Genomic DNA, 12,961 nt, shown 5'->3' with positions numbered 1-12,961 from the left:
GGCAAACCTGTGCATCTGGATCGACAGCAGCCGCACTCAGGGCAGCCAGAGCTTCTCCAGCTCGCGGAAGCCCCACTTCTCCGGCGACTCCACGCCGACGATGCGCTCGCGGTCGCCGCTGGCGGCCAGGTCGAGATCCGTCATGAGTACCTGCTTGCGCAGCTTGGTGGAATAGAACACGCGGACGCGCGGTGCCAGCAGCGTGGCCGGGTTCTGCTCCACCACCACCGCCAGCCGGTCGCTGGACAGGCGGACCAGCGCGCCGATCGGATAGATGCCGATGCTGCGCACGAAGGACTTCATCAATGCCTCGTCGAAATGGCCGTGCCAGCTGGCCATGCGGCGCAGCGATTCGGCCGGGTCCCAACCCGCCTTGTAAGGCCGGTTCGAAGTGATGGCGTCATAGACATCGCAGATCGCGCTCATGCGGGTCAGCAGCGGCAGCTCGGTACCGGACAGGCGCTGCGGGTAGCCGGCGCCGTTGACCTTCTCGTGGTGGTGGCGGGCGATGTGCAGGATCGCCTGGTGGGTGATGCCGCCATCGCGCAGCAGGCGTTCGCCATGCACGGGATGCTGGCGGACGATGTCGAATTCCTCGTCGGTCAGCTTGCCCGGCTTGTTGAGCACCTCGACCGGCAGCATCGCCTTGCCCATGTCGTGCAACAGGCCGCCGAGCGCGGCGTCGCGCACCTGGTCCTCGGGCAACTGGAGCTGCCGCGCCAACATCGCCATCAACGCGCCCACGGCGACCGAATGCAAGTAGGTGTAGCTGTCGGCATCCTTCAGGCGCGCCACGCTGACCAGTGCGGTGGGATGGCGGTCGACGGAACCGGTGATCTCGTCGAGCAGCGGCATCACGTGGCCGGCATCCACGCCACGGCCCAGGCGGACTTCGCGGAACATCGCTTCCACCGCGTCGCGCCCTTCGTCGCAGATGCGGCGGGCACGGGACAGTTCGGAGGCCAGGCTGACGGATCCGTCGACGACGACGCGGCGGCGCTCCGGCTCCGCTTCCGGAGAAATGCCTGGGCCTGTATCGGCGCCCACATCGGCGCCCGCGCCCGCCTCCGCGTCGGATACGACGTCGTCATCGATGCCGTCGACGGCGTCGTGTTCGCTGCGGGACAGATCCACCACCACCTGCTCCACCCCGCTGTCCTGCAGCTCGGCGATGCGCTCGTCATCCAGCAGGAACGAGGTGCGCCAGAACGGATGCTGCATCCACGGACCCAGCAACTTCTGCACGTACATGCCGGGCCGGAGGTCGGCGACATCGACGGTGTGCAGCATGCAGGGCTCCGGCGGGTGGAGGGGTCCGTTATGCTCCCGCCCATCGACCGGCACGGTGGGGCGACCCCAGTCCCCCGAACGGTATCGGCACGGGAACCCACATGCTGAAGACCTATACCGGCAGCTGCCATTGCGGCGCGGTCCGCTTCGAGGCCGACATCGACCTCACCCAGCCCACCTACCGGTGCAACTGCTCGATCTGCCGGCGCAACCGGTTCTGGCCGGCCATCGTGGCGCCCGACCGGTTCCGGCTGCTGGCCGGTGAAGGCGAGCTGGTCGAATACCGCTTCAACAGCCTGCGCAACTCGCACCACTTCTGTCGCACCTGCGGCGTGCGTCCGTTCGGGATCGGCAACGACGTACCGGGAGAAGCGCGCATCTACGGCGTGAACCTGGGCTGCCTGGAGAACGTCACGCCCGAAGCACTGGACGCCGCGCCGGTGACCTACGTAGACGGTGCGCACGACCGTTGGCAGGAAGCGCCCAACTACACGCGTTACCTGTAGCGCGGCGACGACCCGTCCGTCGTGCAGGTGTCACGGTCATACGACCTTTTTGCTAGGCTGGGGTCCACATTGCCACCCAGCCACGTGCAGGGACTTTCCGTGAGTATTTCCTCCGACCATCTGGAAAACGTTTTCAGCGACGCCTCCGAGAACGGCCTGCCGCTACGGCAGCGGCCGCAGGTGGAGTTGTGCCGTCGCGGCGAGATCCGCGCGGAGAAGTTCCTCGATGCCGCCACGGAAGTGTTCGCCGAAAAGGGGTACCAGCATGCGCGCCTGAGCGAGATCGTGGCGCGCGCCGGTGGATCGCTGGCCACGCTGTACCGCATCTTCGGCGACAAGGAGGGCCTGGCCTGCGCCATCCTGGAACGCCGGATGGACATGCACATCCATGTCCTCAGCGACCTCAACCTCACCGACCTGTCGCCGGAGCAGGCACTGCGTCGCGTGGCGATCCGCATGGCCCAGCTGATGGCAGGCACCGATTCGCAGGTGGTCTATCGCATCGTGATCGGCGAGGGACAATCCTTCCCGGCCCTGCGCGACTGGTTCTTCGACCACGTGGTGGCGTCCATCCGCCGCACGCTCGAACAGTACTTCGAACAGCAGGCGGCCGCGGGGCGGCTGCACCTGGCCTCGCCGAAAGCAGCAGCCGCACAGTTCTACATGAGCCTGTTCGGCGACCAGGTCCTCAGGCTGGCGGCCGGTGGCCCCCACCTGCCCGACGTGGACACCCTCGAAGCGCAGGCGCTGGCATCGGTGGACCTGTTCCTGCAGGGCGCACTGCCGCGCTGACCGCGCGACGCCTTCACCCGTCCCTGCCATCGGTCCTGCAAGCATGGCGGCCTGGTGACGAGGCTGGACGTGCATGGACCTGAAAAGCGGTTATCCCTTCTGGGCGGTGAGCAACGGCCTGATGCAGGCCTTTCCTCGCCTGGCCGCCGACCAGCGCTGCGATGTCGCCGTGATCGGCGGTGGCATCACCGGCGCGCTGGTCGCCAACGAACTGGCCGGCCACGGCTTCGACGTGGTCGTGCTGGAGCAACGCGACATCGGTTGGGGCAGCACGTCGGCCAGCACCGCATTGCTGCAATACGAGATCGACACGCATCTGGTCGACCTGGCCAAGCGCCATGGCGAAGCCGATGCCGCGCTCGCCTACCGGGCCTGCGCCGATGCCATCGATCAGTTGCACGACGTCGCGTCTGCGTGGCGCGATGTCGGCTTCGCACGCAACCGCAGCCTCTACTACGCCAGCCGCCGCCGCGACGTGCATGCGCTGGAGGAAGAACATGCCGCCCGCGAGCGCCATGGACTGGCGGTGGAACTGCTGTCCGCCGCGCGCGTGCGCGAGGACTACGGCTTCGATGCACCCGCCGCCCTGCTGAGTACCCAGGCGGCGCGGGTGGACCCGTACCGCCTGACCCACCGCCTGCTGCAGCGCTTGCAGAAGCGGGGAGCCTCCGTGTTCGACCGCACGCGCGTGGAGGACGTGAAGGCCACCTCGCGCGGCGTGACGCTGCGCACCGATACGGGCATGTCCGTGCGCGCGTCGCATCTGGTGATCGCCGCCGGCTATGCCAGCCAGCACTGGCTGAAAAAACGCGTGGCACGCAACCGCAGCAGCTATGCGGTCATCAGCGACCCGATGACGGACGCGCAACTGGGTTTTCTCGGCGACACGCTGTTGTGGGAAACCGCCCGCCCCTACCTGTACGCGCGCAGCACCTCCGACAATCGCCTGTTGCTGGGTGGCGAGGACGATGCCGTGGACATTCCCGCCAAGCGCGATGCCCGCGTGGAAAAGAAGGCGTGCACGCTGCTGAAGCGGCTGCACGACCTGTTCCCCGGCCTCGCGTTCACGCCGGCCTTTTCCTGGGCGGGCACGTTCGCCGAAACCGAAGACGGTCTTCCGTTCTTCGGGCCGCACCCGCAATGGGGGCCACGCGTGCAGTTCGCGATGGCGTACGGCGGCAACGGCATCACCTACAGCATGCTGGGCGCCGGCGTGTTGCGTGCGCTGATCGAGCGGCGCCGGCATCGGCTGTGGCCGCTGTTCTCGTTCCAGCGGATGGACCGCTGACAGCGACGTCGATGTCTTCGCCATGCCGCGCGGCGATGCGCAGGCGCACGCGCGACATCGCCACTCAACCGCCCGGCCACCACCCCTTGCCGGTCAGCGCGTACCGGTCCGCGGCACGCTCGAAGGGATTGCGAACGCTGACGCCGCCACACAGCAGGTAGACGGGCAGGAACAGCGGCCCCAGCACCATGTACTGGTAGACATGCGCGCGTTCGTGGTCGCCCAGCCGGATGCGCGGGTGCTGCATGCGCCCGGCGCGATGTTCGTACGTGATGCATTCCGATTCCAGCGTATCGCCGGTATGCAGGATGCTGTTGCCGAACGTGATGGCGCCGCCCGGTCCCCACGGCCAGCGATGGAACACGACCGCACAGTCCCGTCGATTCCATTCCGGTCGTGCGCCGAAGGGCATGCCCGCGGCACCGGCGACAAGACCGATCAGCGTATTCGGCACGGCCCATACGACACCGAGCGCGCGTGCGCACCAGAGCATGGCCGACGCCACGATTCAGTCCTGTTCGTTGGGCATCAGCAGCCAGAGGATGAGGTAGACGAGAATGCCGGGGAATGCAGCCGACGCGATCGATACGACCACGAAGATGATCCGCAGCAGCGTCGCGCTCCAGCCATAGCGGTGCGCGATGCCGCCCATGACGCCGGCGATCATGCGGTCGTTCAACGAGCGCGCGAACGGTTTGGATGCCGAGTTGTTCATCGCCGACTACTCCCCGCGGTGGTCTGGGCCGAGTCTAGCGCGTCAGCGGACCGGCGCGCCTGAACCGCGCAGCGCCTCGAGCTTCGCCGTGAACCACGTGGCGGCCGGCTGCGCGGGCTGTCCCGGACACCGTACCTGGTAGGCCTTTCCGCTCATGCTGCTCTTGCTCGCCGCGCGCTCGATGAATTGCTCCGCGGTATCCACCAGGTTCTTCTTCAGCAGGTAGTCGTACTTGCGTTGCAGGTGCTTGCGGGCTTCGTCACGCCCGTGCCACGTGCCGTTGCGCTGGAACTCGCAGGACGACGTGGACAACGCCTCCATCAGAGCCTGGATCTCGCGCTTGGCGGTCGCTGAAGGTGCGGCCGACGCGAGCGCGGAAAAGGCGATCAGACAGGTGGCGAAGGTGAGGCGCGACAGCATGGGATTACCCTGATACAACAAAGGTGAAGGGGACGCACTTATCGGGCGCGCTGGCCCAGCCAGTGGTGGATCGCCGTCGGCACTTCGCGCTGCGCACGGCTGGAGACGTAGATGCCGATGTGTCCGCCCTTGAAGCTCAGCTCGGTGTAGTCGGCGGTACCCACCACGTCCTTCAGCGCACGCGAGGCATCCGGCGGCACCAGGTGGTCCTGCTCGGCGTAGATGTTCAGCACCGGCATGTCGACGAAACCCAGGTCCACCGCTTCGCCGCCGATCTCGATGCCGCCCTTGATGAAGCCGTTGCGCTGGTAGAACTGCTTGATGAACTGGCGGAAGGCCTCGCCAGCGAGATTCGGCGAATCGAAGATCCATTTCTCCATCCGCAGGAAATCCTCGATCGCCCGCTTGTCGTCGAGGATGTCGACCAGTCCGACGTACTTCTGCAGGTTCAGTCGGAACGGCTTCAGCATCAGGTAGCAGGCGTTCATCATGTCCGCGGGCACGTTGCCCAGCGCCTCGACGAACAGGTCCACGTCCAGTTCGCGCGTCCAGTGCGACAGCATGTTGTCCGGCGTGTGGAAATCCACCGGCGTCACCATGGTGATCAGGTTCTTGACCTTCTCCGGATGCAGCGAGGCGTAGCACAGCGAGAACGCCCCGCCCTGGCAGATGCCGAGCACGTTCACGGCATCGCGTCCGCTGCTGTCGCGCAGGTGGTCCACCGCACCGTCGATGAAACGGTTGATGTAGTCGTCGAGTTCGAGGAAGCGATCCGAACGGTCCGGATAGCCCCAGTCGATGACGTAGACGTCCTCGCCCTGCGCCAGCAGCCCCTTCACCAGCGAGCGGTCGTGCTGCAGGTCCACCATGTACGGCCGGTTGACCAGCGCGTAGACGATCACCAGCGGGATCTTCGCCGTGGGTGCCTTTTCACCGATGAAGCGGTACAGCACCACCTTGCCGTCGCGCCAGACTTCCTGCTTCTGGGTCGCGCCGTAGTGGACGTCTTCCACTTCCGGCAGCGTATGCAGCCCTGCGGATAGCTTCTGCGTCAGCGTGGTGGCTTCCTGCGCCAGTGTCTCGGCGCTGAAATTGAGCGGTCCGTTCATTTGGCTTTACCCCGCTTCGTTTTCCTGCCCGCCCGGGGCGCGTCTGCGGCTCCACTGCGCGTCGCGTTGCGCGCCACCCAGTCCTTCATCGAGACGACCGATGTCGCCTTCGCGGCGGACGTCGCCGCCTTCTTCCGTGCTTTCCGGACGGGCGACGTTTTCGGCGCCACCTTGGCGGCCGCCTTCTTCACCTTGGCGGGCTTGCGTGCCGCAGCCTTGGTCATCGCAGGCGCGCGCTCCTGCTTGACGGCGGCAGGCGCGGCAGCGGCCACCGCCCTTCGTGCAGGCTTCTTCGGCGCGGCCTTCTTGGTCACCGCGCGTTTCTTGGGCGCGGTCTTCGCCGGTGCCAGCGTGCGGCGGGTCGGCGCGCGCTGCTGCTTCGCCTTCGGTTTCGCCGGTGCCGGCGCGGATGCCCGGGGCACGTCCGCCACCACCACTTCGACCGGCGCCGCGGCCCGCTGCACGGGCGCGCGACGAACCGGTGCCGCCTGCGCACGCGTCAGTTTGCGCATCGCGCGCTCCAACTCGACGATCTTGCGGTGGGCGGAATCGACTTCGGTGCGGGTCGGCATGCCGAACTGCGTGCAGATCTGCTCGACTTCACGCTGCACGCCTAGCCGCAGACGGGCCTGGGCGTTCGCGAGGCCACCATAGGCGTGGCGGAAATCGTCGGACATCGCGACCTTCGCATACGCCTCTTCAGCCGCGTCGATCCAGAGATCGAACAGCGCGCGGGCATTCTGCAACTGGCGACCGGGCTCGGCGTGTTCTTCCAGCTTGCGCTCGAAGCGGGCGAAAGCGTCCTGCGCGACCTGCAGCATCAATTGATCGTATTCGCCGACCTGTCGCTGGTAGTCCTGGTACGCCTGCGCCAGCTGCTGCCAGCGCTCCTGGTGTTCGCGCGACAGGCCGAAGGTCGGCAAGTGCATCCAGCGGTCGCCGTCGCGCTGCAGGTTCTCCAGCCACGGACGCACCTGCTGCATCCAGCCGTCCAGGCCGTGCGCGCCGCCCTGCATGCTGCGGAAGATGTCGGCGAACGGATTGTGCGCCGGGGTGGGATCGGCCATGCCGAGCGCCGAACGCCAGGCTCGGCCGATATCGGTGGCGTCATGGTCCCGGCCGGCGAACTGCGCGGCGACCTGCTGCATCTGCCCGAACCACTGGCCGGCCTGCCGCTGGAAGCGGCCGACGGCTTCGTCCACCTGCGGTTGTCCGCCCGGCACCAGCTTGGACCACCAGTCGACCGTCTGCTGCCAGCCCGGCGCGGCGCCGGGCATGGACATCGTCGGCGTTGCCCCCGCCTGTCGCAGGGCATCGCCCCACAGGCTCCAGTACTGCTGGGCCACCGATTCGAAATCGCCCGGCCACGGTGGAACGAAATTTGCCATGTGCCCTCCCTTCCCGGCCGATTCTAGCCGCGACCGGCGGCGCGCGCATGATGCGCCTTCACCTCGCGGTTCAGGGCTTGGGAATGCGCAGCGTCTTGCTGATCATCAGCGTGCCGGACACGGCGTACAGGAGCACCAGCGGGTGCAGCAGCCACGGCCCCAGCTTCACCACGCCCAGCCAGAGCTGCGGCCCGACATGGCCGAGATACGCGGCGATCGCCAGCAGCACCACCAGCAGCAGGCTGGTCGGGATCGGCGTGCCCTCGAAGAACTTCACCTTGTCGCCACCCTCGGCGAGCGACTCGGCCGTAACGTTGTAGCGCGCCAGCCGGCTGACCCCGCAGGCGACGAAGTACGACAGCACCAGCCAGTCCCAACCGCCCTGCATGCCGCAGGCGTAGGCCAGCGCGGCCGGGGCCATACCGAAGGAAATGACGTCGGCCAGCGAATCCAGTTCGCGCCCCAGCACCGAGGCCTGGTTGCGCCAGCGTGCGACGCGCCCGTCCAGTGCATCGAAGATGAAGGCCAGCGGGATCAACGCCATGCCGATCATCAGGTCGCGCAGGATGCCGTCCTGCAGGAAGCGCATCGACGCGAAGACCGCACCGGTGCCGCAGAACGCATTGCCCAGCGTGAACCAGTCGGCCAACTGGAAATCGCGGATCATCGAGAAATGTCGGGACATGGCGGCAGTCGTGACCGGGGACGGCCTACAGGGTAAGCCGAACCGGGTGAAGACGTTGCCGCATCCCCTCTCCCCGTTTACGGGGAGAGGGTGCCGAAGGCGGGTGAGGGGCGAACGAAGACCGGACAGGTCGATGCACGCGGTTGTACCGCGCCCTGCCCCTCATCCGCCCTTCGGGCACCTTCTCCCCGCCAGCGGGGAGAAGGCATTTCTCAGCGCGGAATCGCCAGCTGGCTGGCCTCAACGCTGCCCGCGCCACGCGGATTCGCGTTGATCAGCGCATTCGCCGGCATCTCGCGGCTGCCGTCCAGCGTGGCATTGACCTGATCCAGCGCGGCGTAGACATACGGCAGCAGCGGCACGTAGCGCGCCCCGTACGCCGGCAGTGCGAGGAAGCCGTCGAAATGCTGCGCATGGCGCACCTGCCAGTAGCGCACGTCGGGGTTGGCGGCGCGTGCCGCCGCCACGTAGGGTGCGCTGGAGAAGGCCGGCGGCACCAGGCCATCGTCGAGTCCATGGATCACCACCACGGGACGACGCGTCTTCGGGTAACGCGCCGCCGTCTGCGCGATGCCGGCCTGCACGCGGCGCGCATCGTCGCTGCTGCCGGTCTGCAACGCGCGCAGGCACTGCAGGCCCGGCAGGGTGAAGTCCGGCGGTGCGAGCTTCGTATCGACGATACCGACACCGGCACCTGGCGGAATGCCGCTGCCCTCGGACCACCACGCGGCGCGCTCGGCGGCCGTCGCGGCGCGTGCAGTGAAGTCCGCGTTCTGCGCGGAGAACGCGAAGCCGCACGGATGCTCGCCCACGCCATAGCGGCCGTAGGCGGACGCATACGTCACCGCGACCGCACGCCACAGGTCGAAACCCACGCTCAACGCGCCGGCGATCAGCGCCTCGTCGGTCCAGCCGTTCGCTTTCAACTGCGCACGTGCAGACGCGGCCTGCGCCTTCGCATCGGTCCCGGTCACCAGGCCAGCCGCCTTCAACGTGGCGCAACGTGCCGTCCACAGCGGTTCGACCTGTGCGCGCAGCGGCGGCTGCGGCAGCGATTCCGCAGGCAGGTCCAGCAATGCGCACGGCATCAGCAAGGCGGCTTCGGTGGTGTAGTCGTAGAGCGAGCGCGCACCGGGCGCATCGGCCGCCAGGATGTTCGGTTCGCCCGCGACCACCGCATCCAGCCAGCCGCCCTCCTCCTCGCTGGCGCGCAGTACCGCGCCGCCGCCATTGGAGATGCCGACCGCGATGACGCGGGTGTTGTCGAAACGGAACGGCGCCGCGTGCGGAAACGCCTGGTCCAGCGCGGCCAGCGCGAATTCCGCCGCCTGCTTCACGTGCCGGCCCCAGTCCGCCTCCGGATTGTCCTTGGAATGCGCGTGCTTGACCTCGACGCCAGTGGCGCCGACAGGCGCGTCGGGCGTGAAGGCCAGCGTGTCGACGCCGAGTTCGCCGATCGTGCCGTCTTCGCGTGCACCGCGCTGATCGGTCAGGTCGAAGTAGTCCGTGCCCGCGCCCTTGTCTGTATAGGCGACCGCGCAGCCTTTCGGCAGCGCCCACGGTGCAGCGACGGCGATGGCGCCATAGACGCCGCGCGAGCCGGACGCGGCGGTCACGACGACGCAGCGCTTCGTGGCATCGAAGTTGTCCGGCACCTGTACCAGCACGCGGTGCGGCTGCTTCGCGCCGGCGACTGTCGCCAGGGCGGAGTACTCGCGGCCGGGTACGCTGGCCACGCTGCCATAGGCCTGGCCGTAGTTGCCGGTCAACGACAGGTCGGCGATGCCGCGCCAGTTCGCCCAGATCGCGCGGCGACGCAGTTCGGCCGGAGTCGGATTGGCAGGATCGGCGAACGCAGGCGCCGCCATCGCGCGCAGGCCGTCCAGGCCCAGCCCGGCGGTGAGCAGGTCATCGGTACCACGATGGTCGGTGACGCGCTGGGGCTGGTTCATGTGGGCCACCGCTTCGGGCTTGGGCGGCGCGCTGCTGCAGGCGGCGAGTGCCGCACCAAGCAACAGGCCGCAGGAGATGCGCGTCTTCGCGTTCATGCGTGGAAAGCGTCCAGGGTTCCGGTCAGTGCCACGAAACTACCCTCTGCAGGAAGCCCCGTCATCGTACTTTGGTACCACGAACCGCGCGCGCCTGCCTGCTACCCTAGCGACGACACGCAGGAGTCCCCATGCAACCCACCCACACCGTCCTCATCACCGGCGCCGCCAGCGGCATCGGCGCGGGCATCGCCGCGCAGCTGGCCGAAGCCGGCCGCCACGTCATCGTCAGCGACCTCAACCTGGATGCCGCCGAAGCGGTCGCCACGCAGATCCGCAGCGAGGGCGGTTCCGCCGAAGCCGTCGCGCTGGACGTCACCTCGCAGGACAGCATCGACGCCGCGCTGGCAACGATCTCGCGGCCGATCGACGTGCTGGTCAACAACGCTGGCCTGCAGCATGTGTCGCCGCTGGAGGACTTCCCCATCGAGAAGTGGGACTTCCTGGTGCAGGTGATGCTGGTGGGCGTGGCGCGACTGACGCGCGCCGTCCTGCCCGGCATGCGCGAGCGCGGCTTCGGCCGCATCGTCAACATCGGCAGCATCCACGCGCTGGTCGCCAGCCCGTACAAGAGCGCCTACGTGGCCGCCAAGCACGGCCTGGTCGGTTTTTCCAAGGTGCTGGCGCTGGAAACCGCCGACACCGACATCACCATCAACACGGTCTGCCCCAGCTACGTGAAGACGCCGCTGGTGGACAGGCAGATCGCCGACCAGGCGCGCACGCGCGGCATCTCCGAGGCCGACGTGGTCAGCCAGGTCATGCTGAAGCCGATGCCGAAGGGCGTTTTCATCGGCCTGGACGAACTGGCCGGCATCACCGCCTTCCTCACCTCGCCCGCCGCCCGCAACATCACCGGGCAAACGATCGTCGTGGACGGCGGCTGGACCGTGCAGTAAGCCGCCTCGCATGCCCAACCTGCTGATCGCCGACGACCATCCACTGTTCCGGGCCGCCCTGCGCGGCGCGGCGGCGGATGCCGTGGCGCAGCTGTCGGTGCGCGAAGCCGAATCGCTGGACGGCGTCATCGCCACGCTGGAAGCGCACGACGACATCGACCTGGTACTGCTCGACCTGCACATGCCCGGCAACCACGGGCTGGCGGGACTCGCGGCGATCCGCGCGCAGTTCCCGGCGGTCGCAGTGGTCGTGGTTTCCGCCAACGACGATCCACGCGTGGTGCGCCGCGCGCTGGACCATGGTGCGGCCGGCTACCTGCCGAAGAGTTCCGGGCTGGATGAGCTGCGCGACGCCATCCGCAGCGTGCTCGCCTGCGAGCAGTGGTTACCGGCGTCGCTGCGCGGTGCGGTGGCGCGCTCGCAGTCTTCTGCACACGACACCGAACTGGCCGGCCGCCTCGCCAGTCTGTCGCCGCAGCAGTTCCGCGTGCTGACGCTGGTCGCGCAGGGCCTGTTGAACAAGCAGATCGCCGACCGCCTGGACGTGCAGGAGCGCACCGTCAAGGCGCATCTCTCCGCGATCTTCGACCGCCTGGGCGTGCGCAACCGCACCCAGGCCGGCGTGGTGCTGCGCGAACTGGAACTGGCGGATCCGGCAAGGCAGATCGAGTAAGCCGACGCATCGCGTCTGGATACGCAGTGACAATGAATCGTCATCCCGGCGAAGGCCGGGACCCAGCGACTTGCGTCGTTGCGGTGCATGGAAGAGCAAAGGCACTGGGTCCCGGCCTGCGCCGGGATGACGTATATGCGTGAAACATCCGCCATCGCACGACTGCCACAAGCACTGGTCATATTTTCACCACACATCTTGACAGCGTTGTGCCGCAACGGCTGTCGCCGCTTATCCACATGTTCGTCGACAGACCATCCACATGCGGTGTGGACAACACCGGGACCGACCCGTCACATGCTGGTCAAATTTTCGCCACGCATCTTGACAGGCATGCGGCACAAGGCGTCGCGCCGGTTATCCACATGGTTTCCCATGCACTCTCCACATGGCATGTGGACAAACGAATCGCGTGGAACAGGGGGTGACTCATTGTAGGAGCGACGTGAGTCGCGACCGTGGACCCGGCATGCCTTCCGTCAATGGACGATACGGACAAGGAGCAACTATTTCGTGGCCGCTCCGCCCATACAAAGCACAGTGGCCACTCTGCATACCGGTCGCGACTCACGTCGCTCCTACAGAAGCGGCGCGCGCCCCGGCAGTCTCAGATCCGTGAATAATCCCACGACACCATGCGACCGTCGTGGTAAGGCATGACGCCGTGGAAGCCACGCGGGTCGTCGTCGAACACCAGCGGCAGGAAATGGCGGTCGCCGTCCCACAGCGGCAGGTCCATGATCTTTTCCACGGGCACCCATTCCAGCGTGCCCTCCGGATTGGAGTCGAACGGCGTACCGCTGTACGCGGTAATGACGAACACGAAACCCAGCCAGTCCTCGCCATGCTTGCCGAATCCCGGCCAGCTGATCGTGCCGCGCAGCGTCATCTCATCGCAGTCGATGCCGGCCTCCTCGTGGATCTCGCGACGCATGCCCGCCACCACGTCTTCGTCGCGCTCAATCTTGCCGCCCAGGCCGTTGTACTTGCCCAGGTGCTGGTCGTCGGGGCGTGCGTTGCGGTGGATCAGCAAGACCTGCGAGCGGTCTGGCGACAGCACGTAACCGAGCGTGGCGACGATGGGGGTGTAGGGCATGGAGGCGCAGCCGACAGTTGGGGCCTGATTCTACCTGTGAACCATCAGCCGT

Annotated in this window: 14 protein-coding genes; 5 read left to right on the top strand and 9 right to left on the bottom strand. The window is 67.3% G+C overall.

The window, feature by feature from the left end:
- Window positions 1–36: 36 nt before the first annotated feature.
- Window positions 37–1,290: an HD-GYP domain-containing protein gene (locus V7060_RS08495; RefSeq protein WP_334178805.1), complete on the bottom strand. Its 1,254-nt coding sequence runs from the start codon at window positions 1,288–1,290 to the stop codon at window positions 37–39.
- 101 nt (window positions 1,291–1,391) lie between these two features.
- On the opposite strand from V7060_RS08495, the gene V7060_RS08490 reads away from it, so the two are divergent.
- The 3 genes from V7060_RS08490 (at window position 1,392) to V7060_RS08480 (ending at window position 3,876) form a co-directional block, all read left to right on the top strand.
- Entirely contained in the window at window positions 1,392–1,796 is a 405-nt protein-coding gene (locus tag V7060_RS08490) for a GFA family protein (protein WP_334178804.1), read from the top strand.
- A 99-nt stretch (window positions 1,797–1,895) separates the two neighbouring features.
- Window positions 1,896–2,588 (top strand): TetR/AcrR family transcriptional regulator, encoded by a 693-nt coding sequence (locus tag V7060_RS08485; protein ID WP_334178803.1) that lies wholly within the window; start codon window positions 1,896–1,898, stop codon window positions 2,586–2,588.
- Window positions 2,589–2,661: 73 nt separating this feature from the next.
- Window positions 2,662–3,876, top strand: a complete 1,215-nt coding sequence (locus tag V7060_RS08480; RefSeq protein ID WP_334178802.1) for an FAD-dependent oxidoreductase — start codon at window positions 2,662–2,664, stop codon at window positions 3,874–3,876.
- A 64-nt stretch (window positions 3,877–3,940) separates the two neighbouring features.
- Here the strand turns inward: V7060_RS08480 and V7060_RS08475 are convergent, their stop codons facing one another.
- The 7 genes from V7060_RS08475 to V7060_RS08445 all read right to left on the bottom strand — a co-directional run bounded on the left by V7060_RS08475 (window position 3,941) and on the right by V7060_RS08445 (window position 10,241).
- The gene (locus tag V7060_RS08475; RefSeq protein WP_334178885.1) at window positions 3,941–4,369 is read right to left on the bottom strand and encodes a hypothetical protein; all 429 of its coding nucleotides are present in this window, start codon (window positions 4,367–4,369) and stop codon (window positions 3,941–3,943) included.
- A gap of 15 nt (window positions 4,370–4,384) precedes the next feature.
- Complete coding sequence (locus tag V7060_RS08470; protein WP_334178801.1) at window positions 4,385–4,591, bottom strand: PspC domain-containing protein; 207 nt, start codon at window positions 4,589–4,591, stop codon at window positions 4,385–4,387.
- Between the two features lie 42 nt (window positions 4,592–4,633).
- A complete protein-coding gene (locus tag V7060_RS08465) occupies window positions 4,634–5,011 on the bottom strand; it encodes a DUF5329 domain-containing protein (protein ID WP_334178800.1) in 378 nt (125 codons plus the stop codon).
- Window positions 5,012–5,049: 38 nt separating this feature from the next.
- Entirely contained in the window at window positions 5,050–6,120 is a 1,071-nt protein-coding gene (locus V7060_RS08460) for a class III poly(R)-hydroxyalkanoic acid synthase subunit PhaC (protein ID WP_334178799.1), read from the bottom strand.
- Window positions 6,117–7,508 (bottom strand): class III poly(R)-hydroxyalkanoic acid synthase subunit PhaE, encoded by a 1,392-nt coding sequence (gene phaE, locus V7060_RS08455; protein WP_334178798.1) that lies wholly within the window; start codon window positions 7,506–7,508, stop codon window positions 6,117–6,119. Before phaE ends, V7060_RS08460 begins: the two co-directional genes overlap by 4 nt.
- Window positions 7,509–7,578: 70 nt before the next feature.
- The gene (locus V7060_RS08450) at window positions 7,579–8,193 is read right to left on the bottom strand and encodes a CDP-alcohol phosphatidyltransferase family protein (protein ID WP_334178797.1); all 615 of its coding nucleotides are present in this window, start codon (window positions 8,191–8,193) and stop codon (window positions 7,579–7,581) included.
- Window positions 8,194–8,405: 212 nt separating this feature from the next.
- Window positions 8,406–10,241, bottom strand: coding sequence for a 3-hydroxybutyrate oligomer hydrolase family protein (locus V7060_RS08445; protein ID WP_334178796.1), 1,836 nt, complete (start codon window positions 10,239–10,241; stop codon window positions 8,406–8,408).
- A gap of 131 nt (window positions 10,242–10,372) precedes the next feature.
- Here V7060_RS08445 and V7060_RS08440 point away from each other — a divergent pair, with 131 nt between their 5' ends.
- Both V7060_RS08440 and V7060_RS08435 read left to right on the top strand, forming a co-directional pair.
- Window positions 10,373–11,140 carry a 3-hydroxybutyrate dehydrogenase gene (locus tag V7060_RS08440; RefSeq protein WP_334178795.1) on the top strand — a complete coding sequence of 256 codons (768 nt, stop codon included), beginning with the start codon at window positions 10,373–10,375 and terminating at the stop codon, window positions 11,138–11,140.
- 10 nt (window positions 11,141–11,150) lie between these two features.
- Complete coding sequence (locus V7060_RS08435) at window positions 11,151–11,813, top strand: response regulator transcription factor (RefSeq protein ID WP_334178794.1); 663 nt, start codon at window positions 11,151–11,153, stop codon at window positions 11,811–11,813.
- Between the two features lie 607 nt (window positions 11,814–12,420).
- On the opposite strand, the gene V7060_RS08430 is transcribed toward V7060_RS08435, so the two are convergent.
- Window positions 12,421–12,909, bottom strand: a complete 489-nt coding sequence (locus V7060_RS08430) for an 8-oxo-dGTP diphosphatase (RefSeq protein ID WP_334178793.1) — start codon at window positions 12,907–12,909, stop codon at window positions 12,421–12,423.
- Window positions 12,910–12,961 lie beyond the last annotated feature (52 nt).

Origin of the sequence: Pseudoxanthomonas sp. (assembly GCF_036845285.1) — a bacterium.
Lineage (GTDB): Bacteria > Pseudomonadota > Gammaproteobacteria > Xanthomonadales > Xanthomonadaceae > Pseudoxanthomonas_A.
The sequence above is the reverse complement of the archived record's forward strand: the minus strand, read 5'-3'. Positions and strand labels throughout refer to the sequence as shown.

What these genes read in the sequence shown, in the direction of transcription:
- V7060_RS08495 (WP_334178805.1), bottom strand. Translation starts at nt 1,290, where the DNA reads ATGCTGCACACCGTCGATGTCGCCGACCTCCGGCCCGGCATGTACGTG.
- V7060_RS08490 (WP_334178804.1), top strand. Translation starts at nt 1,392, where the DNA reads ATGCTGAAGACCTATACCGGCAGCTGCCATTGCGGCGCGGTCCGCTTC.
- V7060_RS08480 (WP_334178802.1), top strand. Translation starts at nt 2,662, where the DNA reads ATGGACCTGAAAAGCGGTTATCCCTTCTGGGCGGTGAGCAACGGCCTG.
- V7060_RS08475 (WP_334178885.1), bottom strand. Translation starts at nt 4,369, where the DNA reads ATGCTCTGGTGCGCACGCGCGCTCGGTGTCGTATGGGCCGTGCCGAAT.
- V7060_RS08470 (WP_334178801.1), bottom strand. Translation starts at nt 4,591, where the DNA reads ATGAACAACTCGGCATCCAAACCGTTCGCGCGCTCGTTGAACGACCGC.
- V7060_RS08465 (WP_334178800.1), bottom strand. Translation starts at nt 5,011, where the DNA reads ATGCTGTCGCGCCTCACCTTCGCCACCTGTCTGATCGCCTTTTCCGCG.
- V7060_RS08460 (WP_334178799.1), bottom strand. Translation starts at nt 6,120, where the DNA reads ATGAACGGACCGCTCAATTTCAGCGCCGAGACACTGGCGCAGGAAGCC.
- phaE (WP_334178798.1), bottom strand. Translation starts at nt 7,508, where the DNA reads ATGGCAAATTTCGTTCCACCGTGGCCGGGCGATTTCGAATCGGTGGCC.
- V7060_RS08450 (WP_334178797.1), bottom strand. Translation starts at nt 8,193, where the DNA reads ATGTCCCGACATTTCTCGATGATCCGCGATTTCCAGTTGGCCGACTGG.
- V7060_RS08445 (WP_334178796.1), bottom strand. Translation starts at nt 10,241, where the DNA reads ATGAACGCGAAGACGCGCATCTCCTGCGGCCTGTTGCTTGGTGCGGCA.
- V7060_RS08440 (WP_334178795.1), top strand. Translation starts at nt 10,373, where the DNA reads ATGCAACCCACCCACACCGTCCTCATCACCGGCGCCGCCAGCGGCATC.
- V7060_RS08435 (WP_334178794.1), top strand. Translation starts at nt 11,151, where the DNA reads ATGCCCAACCTGCTGATCGCCGACGACCATCCACTGTTCCGGGCCGCC.
- V7060_RS08430 (WP_334178793.1), bottom strand. Translation starts at nt 12,909, where the DNA reads ATGCCCTACACCCCCATCGTCGCCACGCTCGGTTACGTGCTGTCGCCA.